Source organism: Ruegeria sp. AB8, from assembly GCF_056542605.1.
The window spans coordinates 1-23,912 of the sequence record NZ_JBQGAB010000035.1; the positions used below are offsets into that span (position 1 = coordinate 1).

The following is a 23,912-nucleotide window of genomic DNA, read 5'->3' on the forward strand; positions in this document are numbered from 1 at the left end:
GGCATCTGGCACAAGCGTTTCGACAACGCCCCGATGGCGGCCTGGATGCGTAGCCAAGTCTTCGAATTAATGAAGGGTTTGGAATTTGACGGTTAGTCAAATTATTCTAAGCAGCGCCCGTATGGCAGATACAAGTTGACGTTTCGAACAACAGAATCGAAATAGGTTCTACAGGAAGCAATTTAGTTTCGATCAAGCACCACGCTTCATCAGAGTTTCTGACGGCAATTCACCAAAGAACAAACGATAGTCTCTTGCGAATTGACCCATGTGCCAAAACCCATATTTATTGGCAACATCAGCAATCGAAACTGTACAAGCGCCACTAAGCAAGTCTTTACGAACGCCATTCAGTCTCAATCGAATGTAGTAGGTCTTTGGACCATGTCCAAATCGTTCCTTGAAAGCTCTGTTCAAAGAGCGAAGTGACGCTCCGCTTTCGAGACACAGTTCTTCAATTGAAACAGGGTTGTGCAGATTGCAGTACATAACTTCCAGGGCTCTGTTGAGGGCTCGGCGCCTGGTTTGGGCTGAACTCTTATCCTGATGAACCTCGCTGATTGTAAGGATCGTTAGCACTTCAATCATCAGTACGTCATCAAGTTCTTCAGGCCAGGGGTCCTCTGAACTATGCAACAGCTTCGCAATCTCTTGTTCCAACCGATCCATTATTTGGGTGTTACATTCCGATATCTGCAACCTTACTGCGGGATTGTCGGTTTCCAAAACATACCCACAAGACTGCGCAAGGTTCTCGAAACGCCGAGTGCTAAACGACACAACATTGCCAAAGAAGCGATCCGTCGATACGCCGTCGAACCCGTCATTGTTACCGAAGGTCAGGAAGGCATCACGCTCCATGTCGCACCCCTGCCAGGTGTTCACCGTACCCTTGCGTGAGATCCCAAATGTAGTCCATCCATCAGGGGAAACACCGCGTTGATGGACGGCACCACTTAACGAGATATTCAACACAGAAGTGTTCTGGCTGGAACGAACAGCAACCTGTGTCGACAAGGGACCGGGATCCATCTGACGAAAATCCATCTCCCAGGGTGTCATTGCCGCAAGATCATTGGGATGCGCGAGGTCGAACCGTACCACAGGAGAATCGGCATATTGAGCACCGGTATCGTTTTCCTGCAAGTTTGGCCGATTATTGATGTGGTCCATTTCTGCATCCTGATAGTTTTCCGGAAAAGAAAACTAACTGGACGGGGGGCTAAGTCAAATGTCGCATCATGTTTCGAAGCCGCGCATGGGCAGACCACGTTTGCCCCATGTCGACGCCCGTTCCGAGAGGATCGTTACCTTTGTCACTCCGCCCGAATACCAGCGACTGACAGAACTGGCGCATCAATCTGAACAATCATTATCTGCCCAATGCCACGACCTTCTTGCCGACGCGTTGCGAGAAATGGCTACCAACAGGAGAACCCGAAGTGAAGATTAAACGTTCTTACATGGCGTCAGCTGCTGCCATGCTTGTGTTCCTATCAGGCACGCATGTTGCCGCGCAGAGTGACCCAATTGTTCATGATGGTGAATTTAACTTCCTGCGTGCTCAGTTTGGTGAGCAATGGGATACGCAGGATGTTGAGATCGACGCCAAGCTTGCTGAGATTCGGGATGCCAATGGCGGCAAGCCTCCGAACTTTCTGTACATTCTGATCGACGACATCAGCTTTGGCCAAATGGGCGAGCGGAAGATGAACTATGTGATGGGAATCGAGACCCCAAATATCAACGACTTTGCTAGTGACGGCATGTCGCTGATGCGTATGTATACGGAACCCTCCTGTACGCCGACTCGTACAGCCATGCTGACCGGTCGGCACCCTATCCGGGCCGGTGTGGAAGAGGTTAAGGTTGCTCTGGTCGGCGAGGGCTTGCCCGCAAGCGAAGTCACTTTACCGGAGATCCTGAAACAGGCTGGGTACAATACCTCTCATGTCGGCAAATGGCATCAGGGCGATATCGAAGAGGCGTACCCTCACAATCAGGGGTTCGACTATGCGGCCTTTCCCCTGCACCAACAGGTGCAGCTGAGCCTCATGACCCGCGAGGCCATGCAGGCGAACAATATGCTAGGATACCACGCCTCGGGTCAGAACAACCAGTTTTTGCTGGATGAACGCTTCAAACCTTACGGTTTGGTCACAGGGGTTGAGGCCGAAGCAGGCGGACCCGCGCGCGAGGTTGAAATGGCTCCGGGCGAAGAATGGACGCAGGCCAAATACGAAGAAATGAACGAGCGTTACCAGGCGCAGACGCTGGAACAGTTGGAACGCGTTGCAGCGTTGGATGAGCCGTTCTTTCTGCAGTACTGGCCGCTCTATCCGCTGAACTTCGCTTACCCCGATCAGGCGCTCTCGCGCAACGGCGGCTTCCATGCTGACAAGCTGCAATTGCTCGACGGCTGGATCGGAGAAGTGTTGGCCAAACTGGATGAGACCGGCGAGGCCGACAACACCATCGTCATGATCATGGCGGATAACGGGTTGATGTATCATTACGAAGGAACATCCGGTCTGAACCAATTGATTTATCGCGGCGGCAAGACTCAACATCTGGAAGGAGGCGTTCGTACGGACGCATTCATTCGCTGGCCCGGTGTGATCGAAGCCGATAGTGCCGCTGGGGACATCTTTCACGTTTCGGATATCTACACGACGATTGCGCGCATTGCCGGAGCGACCGATTTTATCCCGCGTGACCGGGTGATTGATGGGGTAGACCAAACGGCATTGCTGCTGGAGGGCGAGGGCAATGGGCGGCGCGATTATGTGTATGTTTACGAAGGCCCGGTCTTGCGGTCTATCGTCAAGCAGGAGTTCAAGATGCATCTACCTGCTCCGGGCGCTCCAGGCGCTGCTGCTCCCACTTACAACGTCTACCGCGACCCGCGCGAAGAACACCCTCTGGTTGGGTATTCTCTTTGGGCCGGTGCTTCTTTCCAAGATATGGTCAAGCGCCATCAAAAAATGATCGCCCAATATCCAAACTCGGAAATAGGTAAGGACATCCCCTACGGAGGAATCGAGAACCTGCGTCCTGAAAGCGAGCAAGCACGCGACGTGTTCATGAGCTGGCAATAAACCAGTCCCAGCGGGCGCAGGGCATCGCATATCTGCGCCCTCATTTGAACTCTGACATCTTCAAGGCCCTTTAGATGAATTATGTTCCTTTCGCTGATAAGAAATGGCGAATCCCAGCTCTGTTTTGTGCCGTTACTGTTGGGTTCGCACCATCAGCATGTGCCGAAAATCCGACTTGGGACTTCACCGGTTATCTGTACCTTTGGGGGCCCGCCCTAGGCGGTGAGACAACAACGGGAAACAGCATCGACATCAGCTTCAGCGAGATGCTGGACAATCTGGATTTCGGGCTGATGGGTGCTGTCGAAGCGCGACGCGGTAAAGTCTCGGTCTTTGTCGACGCACTGTACCTGAATCTGAGCAACGATCAGGACAGTGCGGTTGGCCCAGGGATTCCGGCCTCCGCTGGCATTGACGTTGAAGGAACAGTGTTTGCGGGGTCAGTTGGGTATGATCTGATTGACACAACAGACGCCCGTTTCACTGTTTTAGGCGGGGCAAGAAGCCTAAATCTGGACAATACTGTTGACCTTGCCATCGCTGGCGGCTCGCAACGTGTTTCAGGCTCGATCAACAACTGGGACGCTGTTGTTGGCATACGTGGAACACGTCAGTTCAGCGACCGTTGGGGAATGTCGTATTATGCGGATATCGGTGCCGGAGAAAGCGACCTGACAACACAGCTGAGCCTGGCGGCTAATTTTAAGATCAACAACTGGGATCTGGTGGTGGGCTACCGGTATTTGGATTGGAACATTGGCAATTCGCAGGCGATTTCCGTTCTGACTTTCGATGGGCCCTTCATCGGCGCACGGTTTGACTTCTGAAACTACCGCGAGTCGCCTTACGAGGTTTTTAAATTAAATACAGGACGTTATCAGACTACTAAGGAGCAACAAGTAAATGAGAAACGTACGTGCAATAAATTACAGCCTTCTCTTTAGGTAATCCCATGAAGTCAAGTATGCAGCGATCTCTGGCGTTGGCGTCAACCATGCTTCTATCGATTTCCGCCACGGGATCTAGTGCAACGGAAGACATCAGACTTGTTGTGCAAATTACAGTTGATGGGCTACGCGGAGACTTGATCTCTCGCTATCAGGCCGCCTTCGGGGGCTCAGGCTTCAAAAGGCTAATAGACAATGGCGTCTGGTACACCGACGCTCATCATCGTCACGCCAACACCGAAACCATTGTTGGTCACGCAACCCTCGCTACTGGAGCCCATCCCTCTGAACATGGAATGATCGGCAATGCCTGGTTCAACAGGGCAGAAGAGAGATTGGGATACTACATTGAAGACCCGGACTATCCGTTACTGCCTGTTCCAGGCTTCGGAGGAAACGTCGACCAAGTTGACCCTACACAAGCCGCTGCTGCTACCTCGGGACGCTCTCCGGTCAACCTGCTGGCAACGACGTTCGGCGATGAACTGGTAAAAGCGAATGTCGGTCGATCCAAAGTGTTTTCCGTGTCTGGTAAAGATCGTTCAGCGGTTGCAATGGCAGGGCATTCTGGAAAGGCTTTATGGCTGTCGGCGGCCACAGGAGCATTTGAAACAAGTGAATTTTACTACGAAGTGTATCCTGATTGGGTTCTCGATTGGAATTCTAAACGCCTCGCAGATGCGAAGATCGAAAGTGAGTGGTGGCCGGAGTGTTCAGACGCGCCTTACCTAATGGAAAGAAAGGAACGCTCCTTCGTAACCAATCTTGGCACGTTCGGTCGCACTTTCCCGCATTTCTATGGGAAGCCGGACGACGGGCTCTATTACACACAGGTCTTGTTGTCGCCGCACGGGGACCGGATCACGGCCGACTTCGCAAAAACTGTAGTGAAAGAGGAGGGGCTTGGTGATGACGAATGGCCAGACTATCTAAGCGTTAGTTTCTCTGGTGTAGACGCCACCAACCATTTTTTCGGGCCATCCAGTTTGGAAAATGAAGAAATGGTGCGCTGTTTGGATGAGACGCTAGCAGATTTCTTTGACTTCATGGATCGAGAAGTTGGAAGTGCGAATGTGCTCTACGTGCTTTCCGCCGACCATGGCATGCCGGAAGCGCCAGAAGAGATGACCGAAGCTGGGCTTTCGACATTCCGAAACTCCACTGAAGCATTGATGATGGATGTAAATTCGGTCATCGCAGATGAGTTTGGAGTGGAATCCGCAATACAGTTCTTTTTCCGCCCTTACGTCTATCTGGACAACGGCAAGATAGAAGCGTCAGGCGCTGACCGGCGTGCAATCGAACGACGCATCGTCGAAGTCTTGATGGCTGCATCTGGCATTGAGCTTGCGATGCCGGCCGAACCGCTTGCTGAACAGCGAGGCCATACCCTTGAGGAGCAGATCCGGCGAAATTATCACCCAGCGCGCTCTGGCGACATATATGTCGTCCAGACACCTTATTCATTTCTCTTTGAAGATGGCCCGATTGCCGTAATGCACGGATCGCCTTGGCGCTATGACACGCATGTTCCAATCATCTTTGCTGGTCCAGGTATCAAGCCAGCTCGAGTAAGCCGTACTGTTTCCACTGTGGACGTGGCCGTCACTCTGAGCACTATTTTGGGTATCAGCCAACCTAGCAGTGCCGCGGGTCAAGCACTGAGGGAGATTGGCGTGACAGATCAATAAGTGGAATTGTCTATTTTTTTCTGGTGCCCGACTGATGAATGACGTGCTGTTGAGAACTGAGATATTTGGCCCAATTTAATGAGTTTGGCTACTCCTGGAGATTTACCTCAACGAACGACAGCTTTGTCCGCACAGTGGACATTCAAGCAAGTTGCAGCAAACGACCGGTATGCGGGACCTTGCAGCCATCCGCATTCTTACCGCAAAGGACCGCAGTCAGCCCGAAGCGGACCTTCAAATTCCAACTTTGCAGTTCTCGTGTTGCGGATAAGTTAGGCCTCGTTCTGCCAAGATCTCAGCGTCGCTAGCCACTGAAATCTGACATTGGCTCCGCAACAAGAATGGCTCAACACAAACTTTGCACCAAAATAAGCTACCAAGCTCTGTTTCAGTTCATTCTGCCGGATATCGTTTGAGTCGGCAGTTCTCCGAAGAATGCTTTGTAGTCCCTTGCTAACTGCCCCATATGCCAAAACCCATAGGAGTTTGCGACGTCCGATATACTCTGATCTGGCGAGCAGGATACCAGTTCATGGCGCACGGCACCGAGACGGGCTCTTAGATAAAACTGTTTGGGGCTTACACCGAAAGTTTCCTGAAATGCGCGACGAAGAGTACAAGCGGATACTTGGGTGTCTGCACATACTTCTCCAATTGAAACGTTGTCCATCAAATGGGCACGCATGAATTCAACTGCCTTTCGCGCCAAGCGGGTTCTGTTCTTGCTGTTGCCCCCCCTATCACTCCATTGCTCACCGTTCACGAGCATTTCCAAAAGCTCTAAGATCAGATCGCTCTCTTCACCTTCAGTGCTGGGGCCTGTCTCGGAAGCTATAAGAAAACGTGCTTTGTTTTTGATCTGAGAATGAAATCTGCCAGCATCACCCACGAAAGAGCGAGAAGCGTTCATTCGCACGGTGCTGATATCAAGGCCGCAATCGTCGGCGACCCGTTCCGCCCTTTGGATGTCGATGCCAAAGGTCAGGCCTGTCAGCGTTGAATTGCTCACGCCTTCAAAAGAGTCTCCGCTACCAAAATTCATCAGAGCGGTGTCTGAAGGGTAGCCGTTAAGCCAAGTCCGTACACTCCCTTTGTCTGGTAATCCAAACGCCAGAATGTCGGGGCGAGATACACCTGTTTGGTACACGGCTTTGTCAAACGACAAATCTATCATTTGGAGACCAGTCCCCGCCCAAACAGATACCGACGAATTCATGTTTCCTTTTTCGAGTTGGCGTAATTCGACATCCCATTGGGAAAGCTCGCGGAACTGCGAAGGATCCTGCAATAAAAGAGTATTTGGGTTGCAGGTTTTTTCTTCCGCTGATCGTTTTTTGATGTGGTCCATTCAGCAGCTCGCGTAATTGTCATGCAATGTTATCTCGCAAACGTAGGCTTAGGCAATTGCAAGACAAGGCAGACAAATCGGGGGAAAAAAGGTTTGGACGCCCATCCTTGCCTGATGACATAGCGCGCACTGAACGTGTCGTAACACTGCTTACCAAGAGTGAAAAAGAGATGTTGCGCTCTCAGGCTGAGGACAGCGAACTCTCGCTTTCGACCTACTGCCATCACCTGATCCTTGAAGGCCTGAAAACACAAAAATCATGAAACAGGGGTATCTCATGAAATCAAAACTGTTCCTTTCCACACTGGCCTTTGCTGGCTCTGCTTTCACGGCGACAGCTCAGGACAGCAACATCGTGCATGATGCGGAGTACTATGTACTTAAGCAGCAAAACGAGGCCGTTTGGGTCGAGAACGACGCGCAGGTTGATCAACTGCTGGCCGATTTTCGTGAGAAGAACGGAGGGAACCCTCCAAACATCTTCTACATCCTGATTGACGATATGGGTTTTGGCGACATGGGTATGCCCGAGATGAACGCCATACGCGGGTATTCGACCCCCAATATCAACGCGCTGGCAGAGGAAAGCATGCGGTTCGCGCGCATGTACACCGAGCCGTCCTGTACCCCGTCGCGCGTGGCCTTCATGACGGGTCGCCAGCCGTATCGCAATGGGATGGGCGATACCGCCGTCGATATTTCGGGTTTTGGCCTTGCCGATGAAGAAGTCACAATTGCCGAAGTTCTGAAATCCGTGGGCTACAACACCTCGCATGTTGGCAAGTGGCACATGGGAGACATTCAGGAATCCTGGCCAACTTATCAGGGCTTTGATTACGCCGCGTTCCCCATCCATCAACAGGGCCAGTTGGCCATCTTCAACGAAGATGCTGCCAAGGAAGAAATCACCATGGCCATTGGGGAAGACAACTACAACTCCAAATACACGCTGGATGATTGGTTTCGCCCTGATCCGGGACACATGATTACCGGCCTTGAAGCCGTTATTGGCGGGGAGGTCCGCGAAGTCCATATGGAACCGGGTGAGAAATGGACCCAGGACAAATACAATGAAATGAACATCCGCTATCAGGCACAAACCATGGAACAGTTGCGCCTGCTAGCAGAGCGGGATGAACCGTTCTTCTTGCAATACTGGCCGCTTGTCCCTCTGTCGACAACGCGCACGACGAGAGAGGCGTTCACGACACCCAACGGCGGTACATTCGTTGAAAGCATGGAAGAGCTGGATGAATGGATCGGGGTCATTCTGAACGAAGTCGATGCGCTGGGGCTCAGGGACAATACCCTGATCGTTTTGATGGGCGACAACGGCCATTTTACTAAATATGCTCCTGGCAGCGGGTTTTCGCCACTAGTCTTCCGTGGCGGCAAGGCCGATACGTCCGAGGGGGGCGTTCGGGTGGACGCGTTTGCCCGCCTGCCTGGCCTGATCGAGGGAGACTCGATAGTATCGGACATCATTCACATTTCTGACCTGTTCACGTCGATAGCACGTATCGGCGGAGCGATGGATGCCATCCCGCGCGACCGTATCATTGACGGTGTCGATCAGACGTCCCTGATGTTCATTGGCGATACGCATGGGCGCCGAGATCATGTGCTGATCTACTCAATCAACTCGCTGAAAGAGGTGGTCAAGGAGCACATCAAGCTCAAGGTTCCGGCCAAAGGTGAAAACGCCATCGTGGCCAAGTTCTACAACCTGTTCCGCGACCCTCGCGAAGAACAGAGCGTATCGACAGAGATCGGCGCGTGGGCAGGTCATGAGTTCAACCGCATCATTGCCCGGCATCTGAAATTCAAGGAAATGTATCCCGATCAACCGGCCGCAACAGGACGCCCCTATGAAGGTATTGTGAACCTTCGTCCCGAAACTGTCGCAGCGGTGGATGCCTTTGTCGCCAAACGGGACATTCAGCCCGAATAATAGGCGGCTCCCGCACAAATCGCGCAAACCCCGCGTTGCAAAACGATGCACTCAACGCGGGGTTTGACATCTACATCAAAGATCATGGGAACAGTATGAAACTCCAAGCGCTTGCCCTGGCATTGGCAACTGCCATTGTCGCGACCCATACAATGGCAGACGAAAACGCTTCAAACCCTTTAGCCGCCGTAAACAACACGGACATCCGGTATCAGTATTTTGATCTGGGCAATGGCGCTGATCGACAGGACGCCTTTATCGATGGTGCCTACATGCTGCGGCCTGATTTGAAACTGAAATATGAGTTGCACTATAACTCAACGGATGTGACCGGAACGCGGTTCTCTGACTTCGAAAAAGCAAGCCTCAAAGCGATCTACTTTCCTTCTCAGAGGCCGCTCAACGACACATGGGCCATCAAGTCGGCCATTGGTCTGGAGTGGATACTGGACCTTGGCGACCCGGATAAAGGGATTGGAACCGGGTCCGATCAAATTGCGCCTTTTGGCGGGTTCGCCTTCGCAAACACAAATTCAGGGCTGACGCTGATCCCCTTGCTCCAGCATTTTGCTTCGTACAATGGTTCGGCCGACATCAGCCAAACCGCAATGCGATTAATTGCGCTGCAACCGTTTGGCGACGGGTATTGGGCCAAGGCCGATATCAAAGCGCCATATGACTGGGAAAACGATGCTTGGCCAGCGACCGCTGAGTTGCAGATCGGCAAGAACCTCAGCCCCGGAATAGCGATTTATGCCGACTTTCTCATCGGAATAGGTTCCGACCGCCCTTACGACAAAGGTGCCGGCTTAGGTTTGCGTTTCAACTACTAATTCACCCACACCCAACCTCGGCGGAGATCATCTATGTCACATTCCGGAACTCTGTTCGGCCCATTGTTTTCTACGTCTATCTTGACCCTTCCTACAGCTGCCTTGAGTCAATCCCTGCCTGCTCCGGGTCAGGATGAAACAAATTGGCGTCATACAGCATCATTCTACCTATTCACTCCGCTCCGAACTCGTGGAACCTCAACGGTCGCCGGACAATCCGCTGAATTGGATTTGAACCTTGGAGACGTTCTCGACGTTCTGGATTTTGCGGCAGCAGGCCGGTACGAGGCATGGAAAGGTGATATCGGTTTTATCGTTGATGCGAACTATGTTGGCATCGAACAGGATGCCAGCTTACCGGGGCCACTGAATGCAGATGCAAATGTTGACGTCCGACAAAAATGGTTCGGAATTCTGGCGGCTTATCGCGTTGCGGACGGGCCTTACGGGGAAAAAAATCAAAGATTTACTGTCGATATTCAAGGCGGTGTGCGCTTCAACTCGATCCGACAGGAAATCTCAATTACAACCCCTGGTCCCATGACGCTTCCGGTTTTGGGTGGCGATGAAGGTTGGATAGAACCTGTCGTCGGGGCAAGGGGCATGTGGCGCTTGAACGATAAATGGACCTCCATCGCTTCTCTGGAATTGGGCGGGTTCGGCGCCGGAGGAAACGATTTGCAGATAGGGGCCAACATAGGTTTTGACTATCAGCCATGGGAAAAGGTCGCGCTGACGTTCGGCTATCGATACTTTAGCATCGACTATAGCGATGCTCTTAGCACGGGGGACTTCGCATATGACGTCACGCAGCATGGGCCGTATTTCGGGCTGAAGTATTTTTTTTAGATTGTATGCCCGCTTTGTATATCGGCGAGACTCGATGTCTTTTTTCGAAACCCTTGCCGCCTTTCACGCTAATTGCCACATCGGTAACTGTAGGCTCAATATTGCTGTCCAGTGCACTTTGAATGATTTGCGGAACGCAGCTCAAAGCCGCATGTGCTGCTATTGGACGGAATACCGCTTTGAGCATTCTACTACACTTTGCAAAGCCCGCTTTCTGCGCATCGCTGACATTGGTGCGTTAAGCAGCATCGGTCCTATTGGGCTCAACGCGGTCATCCGCCGTACTTTCCATTAACAACCACTTTGCGGACCAAAACGTTCGTTCGCTGCGGCTATAGTCACAGCCACTGTTGTTGCAAATGCAGTAATCAATATAAGCACTCTTGTTTGGGTTATCTTCTTTGTCACGCTTTTTGGCAGGATTCTCTACATTGCCGGTGATGAAAGTGTAGGAAAATAGTCTTTAACGACTTCTTGCACCAATATGGAGTGGAGTTTTGGGATAAGCTCCAACTAAACTTGGAACCAGATATACGGCCCTCAAGTCTGAGGCGAATGACAATAGGGTTATCCGGTCTTTGCAGCATAAAAAGAGCAGCCGTTTGAATCGCGACCGCTGATGGAAAGTTTCTGATCTGCGACAACGCCGTGGGTCTGAACGCGCCCATACAACAAACCCCAATTAACCTCGCCCGCAAACCGACGTCCTGAAAGCGTGCCCTTGAACCGCCCCCGCAAGCCCTGCGAGTTGCTTATCGATCCCGCGTAGTTGTTTCCGCCGACATGTCTTACATTCAACAAACCTCTGATTTTGAACTTTCCAACTTTGCTGCTGGCGCCACAATTTGTTGTGTAACGCCAATTGCCCGACATGGCATATGGCCCGAGCGGAATTGGCGGCGGCGGATTGTACAGGGTGTTGTTATCTGGAATAGTAAGCCAAGATTGCAACGGAGCCTCTGATTGGGTCTTGAGTGCTGCAAGATGGCTGGCTGACAAGTAGCCCGTAGCGGGAGAATCCTGGCTAGCTTGCCAAGCCTGAATTGCGCCTCGGGTCCCACTACCCATTACTCCGTCAATACCGTTAGGATCATACCCTAGTACACTCAACCGGGCCTGAATATCGCGGATTGCCTGCTTGTCCAGATTCAGGGCGGATTCCGTTTCGGCGGAACCGCTTTCTTGCACCGGTTGCAGCGAGGGAAGTGCCTTTAGCACCGGTTGGCTTTCTTTTTGCAACGCCGCCTGTTCGGTGCTTTGTCCGATTAGTGTCAGGTCGCCTTGAATGTTCTGCACAGTGTACTGCTTGCCTTCCATACCATTGAGGAACGGCGCGCAGGATTCCAGCGCAGTCGCGAAAGCAAAAAAGAACTGACGATGCACTGAACGCGCGACCTTTGGCGCAGTCAGAACAGGCAGGCCCACAATATCGCCGGTCGGGCTGACCTCGAACTGGATTTCGACGTCGGCCAGCGGTTTTTCTGCAAGCGCCCTTATGATGCAATCAGCAGCACCGGTAAGGGCAGGGTCGATCGGCGAAGCACCCCCGGCCTCGCGAAGCGCGCTGAGTTGCGCGCGAAATGCGGCGACGTCAAGGCCCTGGATTTTCTCCTGAAGAATGATGCTTACGGCAAGATCCGAGGCTGGAAACTCCTGGACAATCCCGTCGAGAAGCCTTTCGATTTCCTCCAGATCGGGCAGAGGGGTGGCTTGTCCCTGATATAGCGCGCTTGCCTTGTCCATCCGTGCCGGGCCGCTGTCCTGAGCCATCGATACCCCATGCAAGCTCACCCATATCAGCAGCGCGGCCGCCAAAGTGGAAATCCAGTATTTCGGGGCCTTGTGGCATGTCAACTTTTGCATTCGAACTCCGCAAGATTGGTTCCCAAGTTCAGCAGCTTCGCATTCAGAACAACCGTTTGCTTGCCTTCCAGCGCTGCCAGTTCCGATATGTCCAGACGGCAGACCACCCTGACTTCGATCACGTCGATGGGTGGGCCGGGTGTCTTTGTGTTGTTAAGCCACCCTTCCCACCCGGGCTTGTTTCTGAGCGCCTTCCGGATTGGTGCATAAACGTCGGTTGAACGGGACAAATGCGACAAGGTCAAAGCGCCATCAGAGAAATTGAGCCCTTGCGTTGACAGAACAAGCTGCCGCCCCTTTGCCATTTCGCGGATGAAGGCGACACGGTCATAGCGTATCAGATCGGCCACGCTGCCTATTGGGGCCTTGCCCTTTAGAACCGTTTCCATCTGCCCGGCAAATGCGGCGTCCAACTGGTTTGTCTGCTGTTCCAGCGATTGCTGGGCTTCCCGCTCTTTGCGGGCCTGTTCCTGCTGTTGCTCCAGTTGCTGCCGTTGTCGGTTCTGGTTAGCCAGTTGCTGGTCCAATGCCAGTTTGAAGGGGTTTTGAGGGTATTGATCGAAACAGCCGCCGACCTGCCCGACCTTGGTGGAACATTGCCCTGTCCGGCCAACCGTTTCGACTTTGACAGATCGGAAATTTGCCAGTTCACCGGCAAGGTGCTGTCAGACGAATTCGAACCAGTCTCAGTTTGCCGCGGAAACCGCGAACCTATCCGGAACAAAGCTGACGCCACTCGCTAAGAGCGGCGGCGCGGGTCAGCTTGAAGGTGTCTCGACTGGCTAGCGATCTTTCCTGGTTGAAGTGATTGTAGACGGAGGAATGGACGGAGGCGAATTTCTGTAGACTTCGCATGCGCCTGAAACGCTGCATCGCGCGTTCGCGTCGTCGAAACGGCAGGTGTGAATTCTCGGCGCGGTTGTTGAGCCACCTGCCCGTCTGTTGTTTTTCGAACGCGCCTATTTCTCTGAGCGCAGCCTTGTAGGAAGCGAAGCGATCTGTGACGACCTCCTTGGCGCAACCGTGCCGTTTCATCAATTTCCTGAGGAATTTTAGTGCTGCAGCCTTGTTTCGGCGCTTGGTGACAACGGCTTCCAGCACTTCACCTTCGTGATCTACTGCACGCCACAGATAATGTCGCTTGCCATTCACCTTTACGAAAACCTCGTCCACGTGCCACTTCCATTTCGAGAACGCGCGCAGCTGCTGCACACGCTTCCGTCGGATCTCAGCTGCAAACATTGGACCAAACCTGTTCCACCAATATCGGACGGTTTCGTGGCTCACGTCGATGCCTCGCTCGTGCAACAGATCTTCGACATTTCGAAGCGAGAGCGGGAAACGGATGTACAGCATCACCGCAAGGCGGATGACCTCGGGACTGGTTTTGAAGTACTTGAAAGAGGCAGGTTTGGTCATGGGCAAAAGCTACGCAACCGTCCTGCCTGCCTCAAGACAAGTTCTTCTGACAAGACCGTCTTTCAAGTCGGCCGAGAATTTGCACCTTACAAAAGCGTCAAAACGCGTCGGATCGTCGAAGAACCTGATATACGCGAGACGGAGTTCTACAAATCCAGGCATGCGGATGCGATAAAATTGGTGGACGTCGATGGTATCCTGTCGCGTGTGTTCGTCCCGCTTGTTTCGCAGGGGAAATCTCTTGGCAATCTGGTTCTGCTGCGACGAGAGGTCGGCAAATTCGCACCTGACGACCTGCTTTTGGTCGATAACTTTGCCACCGAAGCCGTCATCGCCATCGAAAACGCGCGACAGTTTAGAGCCTTGGAAAAGCTGAATGCAGAACTTGGAGACCGCGTCGAGGAACAGGTAGGCGAGATTGAGCGAATGAGCCGTCTTAAACGCTTTCTTCCAAACGCTGTCGCCGACACGGTGATCTCCTCAGGCTCTGAGGCCTTGTTGAAAAGCCATCGCTCCCTTTTGGGTGTTATTTTTTGTGACATTCGTGGGTTCACGGCATTTTGCGAAACTGCGGAACCCGAAGAAACCATCGAGGTGTTGCAGACCTATCACGAGGAAATGGGGAAGCTGATCAACGCGCATGGAGCGGGCGTCGACCACCGCATGGGCGACGGGATTATGGTGCTGTTTAACGACCCGTTGCCCTGCGAGGACCCTGCCGGTGACGCGGTTAGGCTCGCGGTCGCGATGCGCGCTAAAATGGTTGAGTTGTCCAAGCAATGGAAGCGGCTTGGTCATAGACTTGGGTTTGGCGTGGGCGTATCGCTCGGATATGCAACTGTAGGCATGGTCGGGTATGAAGATCGATCAGACTACACCGCCTCGGGCACTGCGATCAACGTGGCGGCACGTCTCTGCGATATGGCCGAGGACGGTGAGATACTGCTCAGCACCCGCGCGGCGATCGCCGTGGAAGAGGAATTCCCGTCGGTTTCAGCAGGAGAGGTCACGCTCAAAGGTATCCGCGAACCAGTTGAGGTTTTCCGGATGACTTTCGACAATGCAGAGTAGAATAGCAGGCATTGGCGACGGTTGCTCTGAAGGCCGCTTTGGGCCTCAAGGCAGTCATCCGAGTCATTTTGTCAGATGACTGCTGTCGCGCGCTAAGCGGCCGTTGCTTGTCTGAAATTTCCGATTTTTGATTTGGGCGACCGCTTTCATGAAAACCAGACGCTAGCCAGAAATTGGCGAATGACTGAGTTGCGGGACGAAGGCGGCGTTCGCTGCGGCTCTGAATACTTCGAAAGTTTGCAAAAAACCGTATGTCTAGAGATGAACCGAATAGATCGACCACTTCTCCGAAAACCCCTTAAGCAGATGTTCGCCCTCATCCCTCAGGTTATGGCCTGAGCCGGCAACCAAGTCTCGCACGGTTCTGGAGACGAGCAATTGATCGGCTTCTGCTAGTGCTGATACGCGGGCGGCTAGATGGACAGCCACACCTGCTATTTCGTCGCCGCGAAGCTCACATTCCCCTGTATGCAAGCCACAGCGGACAGAAAGCCCCAAATCACGAGCGATGGAAACGATTTTCTTTCCGCATGATATGCCCCTGCCAGGACCATCAAAGGTTGCAAGCAGTCCGTCACCGGTTCCTTTTACCAGTCGCCCATTATGCTCAGTGATGGCTTGAGCACACAGTTGGTCATGTTGGTTAAGCAGGTCTTTCCACGCAGCATCACCCAATTGATGGGCAAGATCCGTAGATCCAACAATATCGGTAAACAAAATAGTCGCCAAAACTCGTTCGCTCGGAAGGAGGGGTTTCTCACCGGTGACGTAGGCCTGAATTTCTTCAATGATCCTTTCGGAGTCTCCAACCCAGGGAAAATGATCTTCCCCGGGCAGCTCCTTGAACTGGGCGCCTGAAATCCGATCTGCAATCCAACGCCCTTCTTCTATATGCGCGTCTCGATCACCAGTGCGGTGCAACACGAGAGTTGGCACGTGGACGGCGGGGAGAACATTGGTCAAATCTATCTCGGTATTCATCTTAAGAAGAGTCACAGCCGCACCGGGACTGGCGCTTCTCCTTAGGTATGCGCATGTCCGTCGCATAAATGCCTCATCATTGGCCTTGCTGGGCGCATAGTGCTCCAAGTCCATCAAGTTACCCCACTCTCGTTCGACGAACTCATAGTCCTTTTGACGTTCTTCAGGAGTGGGCGCCCAGGGATATTCCGGGCTCCATATGCGCTTGCCGAATGCGCCAAACATAACAAGCGCAGATGTTCGTTCAGGGTGTGATGCGGCAAAGAAAGCGGCTAGGTTGCCACCTTCTGAAAAACCGATCAGTGCCGCGCGCGACGAGTTTGCAGCATCCATAACCGCAAGCAAATCGTCAGCGCGTTCTTCAAGCGTAGGCAGTTGATCGTTTGAAACCCTGTCTGAAAGGCCAGTTCCACGCTTGTCAAAAAGGATCAATCTCGCAAACGACGCAATTCTGGACAAGAAACGGTTTAGCGTCGGTTCCTCCCAGCAAAGCTCCACATGAGAAACCCAACCAGGCACATAAACTACATCTAAGTCACCTTCACCGACCACCTGGTAAGCGATGTGAGTATCCCCGCTTTTGGCGTACTTGGTTTCAACTGGGTTCATCTCAGACTAGCGTTCTGCAGTTGGAAAAGTTGATCCAACATATCATACAGATATTGCGTAAGAGAGGTTGAGTTTCTTGTCAGCGAATTTGAGGGAATAGCCAGGGTCGCCAAAACTTCCGTTCTGGGCTCGATGCGGACATTCAGTTAATAACGCCCAATGTATGCAATGCGGACGAAGCAGTCGGTGGTACTGGAGCGGTTTCAGAAGGTTTAGAACCTATCGCGCCCAAGAATTCGGTGCTCAGATGGCGAGACACCAGTGGCGGTCTTAAATGCACGGCTGAAGTTGTTGGCTGTCTCGTATCCAAGCGCAGTAGCAATATCGGCGATGGTGCCAGACTGCAATGAAAGTAACTCTTTCGCCCGGCTTACGCGAACATCGGTTACTATGCGACGGAATTGCGCGCCTTCTTCCTCGAGCTTCCTTTGAAGAGCGCGAACACCAAGCCCGAGTGCGCGAGCGGTTGCATCAACCGAGATTTCTTTGTGGTGGAGTTGCTGTCGGGCTATTGCGGCAACCCGACCAGCCATTGTTTCAGGTGGTCCGCCGACGCGTTCCCTCGCAACATCGTCAACCGTCACAAAACCGCGAACGCGATATTGCCTTCTGTTCTCGACCAAAAGCAATGAGCTTTCGAATTCCACACCCAACCTTGGTGCGTTCCAAACTATGGGACACCCATATGTGTCTTCGACTTCGACCGAGTTCGGTACTTTTGCAAAATCCAAGAGAACTGCCGTAGGCGTCCATTCCTTACCTAGGTACTCGCGAAAAATACTTAGGAAAACGCCGATCGCGGAAAAAGCTATATCGGCGTAAGCGGGGTGCTCCGGCATTCCGAATTTGTAGCAATAGCGCGAACGTCGGCCAGAGGCTTCCAGCCATGCACGATCAACTGATGAGTGCAAAGGCATAACCGATGTTGCGCGACGTAGCGCGTTACCCAACGTAGGCGCGGACAGGACATACTCTCCCCAAAGCCCGTAGTCTGCGACCGTTAGGTAAGGAGACCAAAGCAAGCCAATGTTTTGATGGCCCGCCAATCGAACCGCCTCCTCGACGAATGTCGCCAGCGAATGCTCGGAAATGTATCCCGACCGTTCTTCGATAAAGTGATGTGGAAGGTCAGCGACATCCATGGCCTTCGCTAATCTTTTTTCTCCAGCGACCTCATGGACAAACTGCGGCATCGCACCAAGCGCCTTCGCTGAAATCATCGGTGGCAGTGCCATTGAGTTCTCCGGAAATGCGCCTGTCGTGAAATGATACGCATCTGCGTTTCGGATGTGCAAGTCTCGCGAAAACCTCAAGGGAGTAGTCACGAATGAAACAGATGGGCACATTGTTCACAGACTTATCGACCAAGTGTTTAGTTGCGGCCATTTGCGTCGGCGGCGCCGCTGCTCAGGTCGAGGCGCAGGAATTTAACGACACGGGCGACATTCTCGCGCGCTCGGCGCAGGTTGAAGACATCGAATACAAAATAATGGTGCAGCGCGCGACGCAAACCGCGATTTGGGGCATGCCTGCTGCAGGCATGATCGACTTCCTGAAAGGTATTCGCCGAGATCTGGGCGGGGATTACAACGACATTGTGTATCTCAACAAACCGTTCGACTCCAAACACGGGTTTCTGACGGCCAATGATGTAACAGCTTACGCATGGGCGTCCATGACATCTGAGCCCGGGCCTTTGGTGATCGAAGTTCCGGCAGCAACAGACAAGGTCAATTACTTCGGTACGATTGTAAACGCCTGGGATGTCCCGATTGCCGATGTTGGTCCGGACGGGTTCGACGAAGGAGAAGGTGGTAAATATCTCATGCTGCCACCCGACTATGATGGCGACATGTCAATCGAGGAACTGACTGACGCGGGATACTTGCCGTTCGAGACAGACACTTACGAATACGGGTTTTCATTCCGCCCAAAGCTGACCAACGGCGCGACTGATGCGGACGCGGCTGAATACGCACAGACGATAAAAGTCTACTACCTGTCAGAAGCCGACAACCCACCACCGAACACCTATCATGAAGCCTCTGAGGTTCCCTACGACTCCCTGCCGTACTACAACGAAACCTTCTTTCAGGACCTAAACGACTACGTCCAGAACAACCCAATCCGTCCTCAAGACAAAGTCATGGTGAACTTTCTGAAGGATCTCGGGATTGAGAAGGGTAAGCCGTTCGAGCCAACCGAACTTCAGGTGAAGGCAATGGAGGAAGGTCTGTTGCTGGCTTATGCATCCATGCAGCATTATTTTGTGACGCCAGGCAAAGCGATGTTGCCGCTATGGGTGGACGAAAACGGCGACATGAAAAGCCAATGGCTTATCTGGGACTTTGCAGAGGGTCAGGCCGAGCTTGGGTTTCCTTACGAAACTGAAACCGAAGTGCTTGTCGATGCCCGTGCCGGCGGCAGCTACTTCTGGATTACCTATTTGCCGAAACAACTTGGCGGCGGGACGTTCTACCTAACTGGTCTGCGCGACAGCGAAGGCGAGATGTATGACCACAATCAGACTTACAAGCTGAACGTGCCAGCGGACACACCCGCCGAGGATTTCTGGTCAGTCATTGTCTATTCGATGGAGACCAAGAGTTTCATCCGCGACGTCGATCCTGTGGGACTTTCCGAGCGCGACACCGACACGATGCAAGCAAACGAAGATGGTTCTTACGACATCTACTTCGGGCCTGAAGCGCCAGAGGGCATGGAAAGCAACTGGATCCCAACCACCGAGCCCTACTTCCTCCTGTTCCGCCTCTACGGCCCTGAAGAGGGCTGGCTGGAAAGCGGCTGGATGCTCGGAGATCTCAAGAAGGTCGAGTAGCTGAAACTTTTCGCAATTGAATTCGGACACTGACCGGTATTGGCACAAACCAATTGGTCAGTAATTGGAGAGGCGGTGTATGCCTCGGGACACCGTCTCTCCACAACAAACACCAAAGTGCCAAGTCGCGACAAGCGCATAAAGGCAATGAAAATGGGAGTTTCAAAATGAGAAACATTAAGACTTGTATGACAGCGATTGCGATTGCACTCGCAGTCAACACGGGACCGCTTAAGGCGCAACAATTTGGCCAAGAAAGAGCACGAGCGGTCGGTGAACTGACAGATGAAGCGGTTGTGTCCGCTCTGCGCGAAGATGGTCGCGTCTCAATGAGCGGCGGTTTTTTTGAGACCGACAGTGACGCGCTAACCGGCACGTCACCCGAGGTGTTGTTCAAAGTTGCCAGCGCGATGGCGACGCTGCCTGAAATGCGACTGGCGATCGTGGGCCATACGGACTCGGTGGGTGACTTTGCATACAACATTGACCTCGCTGAGCGCCGTGCTGCGGCCGTACGCAATGCACTGATGGGCGAACCCTACAACGTCGCGGCGGAACGTCTGGTCGCCATGGGAGCAGGTCCAATCGCGCCTGTTGCCTCGAACTTGTCCGAGGAAGGACGCGCGCTGAACCGGCGCGTGGAGTTCGTTTTGCTGAACGAAGATATGATTCAACAAAACGAGGGCGCAAACGAACAAGTTGCATTGCCTCCACAATCAGACAGAGAGTTCGCCGCAATCGTACCGCAAAACGTTTTGACACCGGACAGAGTGAAAACAGAGACACTTGGCACACTTGAGTTTTTCGATGGCATGCCTTCACCAGATACGGTTGAGAAAGTCTTCGACAATCTGGACTTGATGCGCGCAACGACTGCTTTTCTTGATGGCATGAAAATCGCGTCTCTGCGTGGAATGTTTCAAGGCTATGAAGATGTAGGCGCACAACCCAATGATGTCGTCATTGCAGAAAATCTTCTGGATGCCAGATCAATCTGGCTGACGCCTAATACAACGACTATTTACGTTGGTTCCAACGTTGATATCTCCGAAGGTCCTATGGTCATAGAGGTGCCCGCTGGCATGTTGGGCCTGTTGGACGACGCAGGGTTCGACTACGTCGCAGACATTGGCGCGCTTGGTGCAGACAAAGGCGAAGGCGGGAAATACCTGTTGATGCATCACGACGATGAAACTGCAGTGCCAGAAGGATATTTTGAACTTCGTACAAGAACAAATGAACACTGGTTGCTGCTGCGTCGCTCCCCCGGGGCAGATGGTGACACAACAGGACCAGTTGCAGAGATCAAGGCAGGGCTGAACATCTATCCGCTCAGCGCAGCCGACAATCCGCCATCGGAGAACTTCATCAATATCTCCGGCGTTCAGCACAACACAGTCCATGCCAACAACGAAGACTTCTTCGAGGAGATTCATGTAGCCTTGGATAACAATCCGGTCGGCGCTTTTGATCCAGAAATTGTTGGGACATTTGCTTCCATTGGCATCAAAAAAGGCGAACCGTTCGAACCGGACGCCAGAATGAAGGGAATCTTCAAAGAAGCAGCAGCCATCGCAAACGCGACAGCGCGTGCGATCACATATGCCTCACGGGATCCGGGGGTGTACTTCTATGAAGATCGTCAATGGAACTCGCCGTTCCAACGCCAGAGCTATCTGTTCCTTGAGGATGGCGCGCGTATTCTGGATGATCGGACATACTTCTTTTACATGGCGACAGGTATCACACCTGCAATGACTGCGCCGCCGGTTGGCACCGGGTCGGTGTATGCAATGACGGCCCGCGACAAAGATGGGGAGTATCTGGATGGTTCAAAGACCTATAAGGTAACGCTTCCCGCGCCGGTCCCTGCCAAGAACTTTGCGTCATTCATGCTCTATAGTGGGCAGACTCGTTCGATCTTGGAAACAGACCAACAATCCGGAGGGATCGACTCCAACCGGCCCGGAATAAAGCCGAACGACGATGGTAGCTTCAGCATCTATTTTGGACCGGAAGCGCCGGAAGGTTGGGAAAACAACTGGGCGCAAACAGTTCCCGGTCGAAGCTTCAATGTTATGATGCGCCTTTACGGGCCGCTTGAACCATGGTTCGACAAAAGCTGGCGGCCCGGTGATTTGGAACTCGTGGAGTAGTCTTGGAAGTTTAGGCTAGACGAGCAAATGTCTTATGGCGAACATGGACGCTCCAAGAAATTGGGGCGTCTCCAAAACCGGCCGCTTTGGGCTCGAAGCAGTCGTTCGCCGTGCGGTACAGCAATGACCGCTCTGCGGACGAAGCCGCCGGACTGCATAGCCTGCTTGATTTTGTTTTCTCAGATTGGAAGGCCTGCTCTTAGCCATCCATCCCTCCATTGCTCCGAGCATTCGGGAACGCTGAAAATGGGGAGTCTCGTTTGTTCTTTAATGTCTAGATCCGGACGAAGCTCCTTCAGTTCAGATACCGCAGCCCTCGCTGACTCTAGGTCTCCGTTTTGAGCCAAGGATGCGATGAGCATGAGATGCGTAATCACGAATTTCGCCCTAATGGCCAAGGCGTTTCGATTGGCCTCAACGGCTTCAGCATAGCGGCCAAGTTGGAAAAATGCGGAGGCCTGCCCGACATAGGCTGCGTGCCGCATCGGATCTTTCGGACTGAGATTGATTGAGTGTGTCGCGTGTTCCAGGGCTTCTTCGGGTCTGTCGAGAAAACTCAGATTGATGCTAGCGAGCATGTGAACGGTCGCAGCGTTTGGATTTTCGGCCAATGCTTGTTTGAAAACTGCGCGAGCTCGCGGCAAGTCTTGTGCAAGCATAGAGATCGAGTGTGCGGCGTAGGCCAACGCAATTCCATCTGCGCGATCGCTCAACAATACACGTTCTGCTGCAGCAACAGCTGCCTTCGGCCCTTCGTCAATCGGTTTCAGTCCTTGCACCATCCTTTGGATATGCAACCACGCAAGTAATCCAGCTGCCGACGAATAATCAGGATCGCGCTCCAACGCCAGACGCGTAAGGCGAATGGCCTCACGGTTGTCTTCGTCCGTCAGCAGGTGAAAATGTGACTGGGCCCGAAGATAAAGTTCATAAGCGTCGAGATTTTCTGTCGGTTTCGCCCGAGCGCGAACTGTCTCGGCACGGCGAACGGACGGTTCGATCGCCGTAACAACTTCCTGCGTGACCTGATCTTGAAGGTCAAAAACATCGTCCAGCATCCCATCGAAACGATCGGCCCAAAGATGACTGCCATTCTCTGCATCAATTAGCTGTCCTGTTATCCGAAGACGCTGGCCTGCGCGCCTTACCGAACCCTCAAGCACATACCTCACGCCGAGCGCCTGCCCAACTTCGCGAATGTCGGTGCTCTTACCTTTAAAAGTAAAAGATGAGTTTCGCGCTACGACCATCAACCAACGAAAACGAGACAACTCTGTTATGATGTCCTCGGTAATTCCATCAGCGAAAAACTCTTGTTCCGGGTCGCCTGACATATTGTCAAACGGCAGCACAGCAATACCGGGTTTCTCAGATTTGACAGTTGCACTTGTAGCCGTCGAACCGACAGGCCACCGCCACACGCCAACTGGGCGTGCAATGTTCTTCAACTCAGTCTTCCGACCGCCAGAGAACGAGGCGGCGGCTTTCCGGTCTAGGCTGTTGTGTGCTGTGTCTGAAAGCAATATCTGCCCCGGTTCCGCTAATGCCTCGAGACGTGCAGCTATGTTGATACCGTCACCGAATATGTCATCGCCTTCCGAAACTACTTCCCCTGTATGTATGCCGATGCGGACTTGAATCTCCTGTGGTCGGTCAGCCGTCTGAACAGCAATCGCGCATTCTGTCGCAGCCGATGCGGAGCGAAACTCAGCAATCCAGCCGTCACCCATGCTTTTGATCAATCGCCCTTCATGAATAGCCAAAGCGGGCATTAGATGATCCTCACGGAAAGCCTTAAGCGCTTTGAGTGTTCTGTCCCTATCCTGATCCATCAACGCCGAGTATCCAGCGACATCAGCCGCCAGCACAGCCGCAAGCCTCTTTTCCATGTTTCTCTCCCCGCTTGTTGGAAGCTAGCCTGCAGAGAGAGCACTGTCAGCCCGGTATTTAGAGCAAAGTGGTCCCATCAAGAAAGCGCGATCGCTTTGGGCTCCCAACAGACACGGGAGCCCGTGCAGCATGTGTGATCACAAGGCGCCCTGCCCTTCGAGGACGACCAAAAGCGGCCGTTTGACCTTGACCTCTGTCGCCGCGGTGCGGCCCGTCAAAGGAGATACTCGTTGCACGAGTGAGGCTGGAAGAGGGACGGAGGTCCGAAGAGCGCACAAAGCTGATGGGGTGGATGGCTCCTGCTTCAACCGGCGTCGCAATGCGCCATAGTGCAGGTGTCAAAGTCTGCTTTTGAAAGGAGCCACCC

17 protein-coding genes are annotated in these 23,912 nt (G+C 53.0%); 9 read left to right on the forward strand and 8 right to left on the reverse strand.

The annotated features are described in order from the left end of the window. Positions 1 to 192 precede the first annotated feature (192 nt). Positions 193 to 1,173 carry a helix-turn-helix domain-containing protein gene (locus ACR0CG_RS21850; protein ID WP_170680721.1) on the reverse strand — a complete coding sequence of 327 codons (981 nt, stop codon included), beginning with the start codon at positions 1,171 to 1,173 and terminating at the stop codon, positions 193 to 195. Positions 1,174 to 1,442: 269 nt separating this feature from the next. On the opposite strand from ACR0CG_RS21850, the gene ACR0CG_RS21855 reads away from it, so the two are divergent. The 3 genes from ACR0CG_RS21855 to ACR0CG_RS21865 all read left to right on the forward strand — a co-directional run bounded on the left by ACR0CG_RS21855 (position 1,443) and on the right by ACR0CG_RS21865 (position 5,736). After that, positions 1,443 to 3,098: a sulfatase-like hydrolase/transferase gene (locus tag ACR0CG_RS21855; protein WP_480441316.1), complete on the forward strand. Its 1,656-nt coding sequence runs from the start codon at positions 1,443 to 1,445 to the stop codon at positions 3,096 to 3,098. Positions 3,099 to 3,172: 74 nt separating this feature from the next. Beyond that, positions 3,173 to 3,925, forward strand: a complete 753-nt coding sequence (locus tag ACR0CG_RS21860; protein WP_170680724.1) for a hypothetical protein — start codon at positions 3,173 to 3,175, stop codon at positions 3,923 to 3,925. A gap of 137 nt (positions 3,926 to 4,062) precedes the next feature. Next, on the forward strand, positions 4,063 to 5,736 hold the full coding sequence (locus ACR0CG_RS21865) for an alkaline phosphatase family protein (RefSeq protein WP_170680727.1): 1,674 nt from the start codon (positions 4,063 to 4,065) through the stop codon (positions 5,734 to 5,736). Between the two features lie 388 nt (positions 5,737 to 6,124). Here the strand turns inward: ACR0CG_RS21865 and ACR0CG_RS21870 are convergent, their stop codons facing one another. Continuing rightward, complete coding sequence (locus ACR0CG_RS21870; RefSeq protein WP_170680730.1) at positions 6,125 to 7,084, reverse strand: helix-turn-helix domain-containing protein; 960 nt, start codon at positions 7,082 to 7,084, stop codon at positions 6,125 to 6,127. Positions 7,085 to 7,361: 277 nt separating this feature from the next. On the opposite strand from ACR0CG_RS21870, the gene ACR0CG_RS21875 reads away from it, so the two are divergent. The 3 genes from ACR0CG_RS21875 (at position 7,362) to ACR0CG_RS21885 (ending at position 10,717) form a co-directional block, all read left to right on the forward strand. Then, the gene (locus ACR0CG_RS21875) at positions 7,362 to 9,035 is read left to right on the forward strand and encodes a sulfatase-like hydrolase/transferase (protein ID WP_480527501.1); all 1,674 of its coding nucleotides are present in this window, start codon (positions 7,362 to 7,364) and stop codon (positions 9,033 to 9,035) included. Positions 9,036 to 9,130: 95 nt separating this feature from the next. Continuing rightward, on the forward strand, positions 9,131 to 9,868 hold the full coding sequence (locus ACR0CG_RS21880; protein WP_170680739.1) for a hypothetical protein: 738 nt from the start codon (positions 9,131 to 9,133) through the stop codon (positions 9,866 to 9,868). A 33-nt stretch (positions 9,869 to 9,901) separates the two neighbouring features. Further along, positions 9,902 to 10,717, forward strand: a complete 816-nt coding sequence (locus tag ACR0CG_RS21885) for a hypothetical protein (RefSeq protein WP_170680742.1) — start codon at positions 9,902 to 9,904, stop codon at positions 10,715 to 10,717. Between the two features lie 567 nt (positions 10,718 to 11,284). Here ACR0CG_RS21885 and ACR0CG_RS21890 read toward each other — a convergent pair. The 3 genes from ACR0CG_RS21890 to ACR0CG_RS21900 all read right to left on the reverse strand — a co-directional run bounded on the left by ACR0CG_RS21890 (position 11,285) and on the right by ACR0CG_RS21900 (position 13,999). Continuing rightward, a complete protein-coding gene (locus tag ACR0CG_RS21890; protein ID WP_480527503.1) occupies positions 11,285 to 12,532 on the reverse strand; it encodes a peptidoglycan-binding domain-containing protein in 1,248 nt (415 codons plus the stop codon). A gap of 35 nt (positions 12,533 to 12,567) precedes the next feature. Continuing rightward, positions 12,568 to 13,107: a hypothetical protein gene (locus ACR0CG_RS21895; RefSeq protein ID WP_480527505.1), complete on the reverse strand. Its 540-nt coding sequence runs from the start codon at positions 13,105 to 13,107 to the stop codon at positions 12,568 to 12,570. Between the two features lie 184 nt (positions 13,108 to 13,291). Continuing rightward, entirely contained in the window at positions 13,292 to 13,999 is a 708-nt protein-coding gene (locus ACR0CG_RS21900; RefSeq protein ID WP_010442732.1) for an IS6 family transposase, read from the reverse strand. A 180-nt stretch (positions 14,000 to 14,179) separates the two neighbouring features. Between ACR0CG_RS21900 and ACR0CG_RS21905 the strand changes: the two genes are divergently transcribed. Next, complete coding sequence (locus tag ACR0CG_RS21905) at positions 14,180 to 15,070, forward strand: adenylate/guanylate cyclase domain-containing protein (RefSeq protein ID WP_480527507.1); 891 nt, start codon at positions 14,180 to 14,182, stop codon at positions 15,068 to 15,070. A 255-nt stretch (positions 15,071 to 15,325) separates the two neighbouring features. Here the strand turns inward: ACR0CG_RS21905 and ACR0CG_RS21910 are convergent, their stop codons facing one another. Beyond that, the gene (locus tag ACR0CG_RS21910; RefSeq protein WP_171175851.1) at positions 15,326 to 16,660 is read right to left on the reverse strand and encodes an adenylate/guanylate cyclase domain-containing protein; all 1,335 of its coding nucleotides are present in this window, start codon (positions 16,658 to 16,660) and stop codon (positions 15,326 to 15,328) included. Positions 16,661 to 16,872: 212 nt separating this feature from the next. Further along, the gene (locus ACR0CG_RS21915) at positions 16,873 to 17,895 is read right to left on the reverse strand and encodes an AraC family transcriptional regulator (RefSeq protein WP_170353204.1); all 1,023 of its coding nucleotides are present in this window, start codon (positions 17,893 to 17,895) and stop codon (positions 16,873 to 16,875) included. Positions 17,896 to 17,987: 92 nt separating this feature from the next. Here ACR0CG_RS21915 and ACR0CG_RS21920 point away from each other — a divergent pair, with 92 nt between their 5' ends. Both ACR0CG_RS21920 and ACR0CG_RS21925 read left to right on the forward strand, forming a co-directional pair. Further along, on the forward strand, positions 17,988 to 19,499 hold the full coding sequence (locus tag ACR0CG_RS21920; protein WP_217354419.1) for a DUF1214 domain-containing protein: 1,512 nt from the start codon (positions 17,988 to 17,990) through the stop codon (positions 19,497 to 19,499). A 53-nt stretch (positions 19,500 to 19,552) separates the two neighbouring features. Beyond that, positions 19,553 to 21,655, forward strand: coding sequence for a DUF1214 domain-containing protein (locus tag ACR0CG_RS21925; protein WP_171121461.1), 2,103 nt, complete (start codon positions 19,553 to 19,555; stop codon positions 21,653 to 21,655). Between the two features lie 179 nt (positions 21,656 to 21,834). Here ACR0CG_RS21925 and ACR0CG_RS21930 read toward each other — a convergent pair whose 3' ends face one another. Then, positions 21,835 to 23,544 (reverse strand): adenylate/guanylate cyclase domain-containing protein, encoded by a 1,710-nt coding sequence (locus ACR0CG_RS21930; RefSeq protein WP_170756999.1) that lies wholly within the window; start codon positions 23,542 to 23,544, stop codon positions 21,835 to 21,837. Positions 23,545 to 23,912: the final 368 nt, after the last annotated feature.

Coding starts and splice junctions, on each gene's coding strand:
- ACR0CG_RS21850 (WP_170680721.1), bottom strand. CDS start 1,173: ATGGACCACATCAATAATCGGCCAAACTTGCAGGAAAACGATACCGGT.
- ACR0CG_RS21860 (WP_170680724.1), top strand. CDS start 3,173: ATGAATTATGTTCCTTTCGCTGATAAGAAATGGCGAATCCCAGCTCTG.
- ACR0CG_RS21865 (WP_170680727.1), top strand. CDS start 4,063: ATGCAGCGATCTCTGGCGTTGGCGTCAACCATGCTTCTATCGATTTCC.
- ACR0CG_RS21870 (WP_170680730.1), bottom strand. CDS start 7,084: ATGGACCACATCAAAAAACGATCAGCGGAAGAAAAAACCTGCAACCCA.
- ACR0CG_RS21875 (WP_480527501.1), top strand. CDS start 7,362: ATGAAATCAAAACTGTTCCTTTCCACACTGGCCTTTGCTGGCTCTGCT.
- ACR0CG_RS21880 (WP_170680739.1), top strand. CDS start 9,131: ATGAAACTCCAAGCGCTTGCCCTGGCATTGGCAACTGCCATTGTCGCG.
- ACR0CG_RS21885 (WP_170680742.1), top strand. CDS start 9,902: ATGTCACATTCCGGAACTCTGTTCGGCCCATTGTTTTCTACGTCTATC.
- ACR0CG_RS21900 (WP_010442732.1), bottom strand. CDS start 13,999: ATGACCAAACCTGCCTCTTTCAAGTACTTCAAAACCAGTCCCGAGGTC.
- ACR0CG_RS21910 (WP_171175851.1), bottom strand. CDS start 16,660: ATGAACCCAGTTGAAACCAAGTACGCCAAAAGCGGGGATACTCACATC.
- ACR0CG_RS21915 (WP_170353204.1), bottom strand. CDS start 17,895: ATGGCACTGCCACCGATGATTTCAGCGAAGGCGCTTGGTGCGATGCCG.
- ACR0CG_RS21920 (WP_217354419.1), top strand. CDS start 17,988: ATGAAACAGATGGGCACATTGTTCACAGACTTATCGACCAAGTGTTTA.
- ACR0CG_RS21930 (WP_170756999.1), bottom strand. CDS start 23,544: ATGGAAAAGAGGCTTGCGGCTGTGCTGGCGGCTGATGTCGCTGGATAC.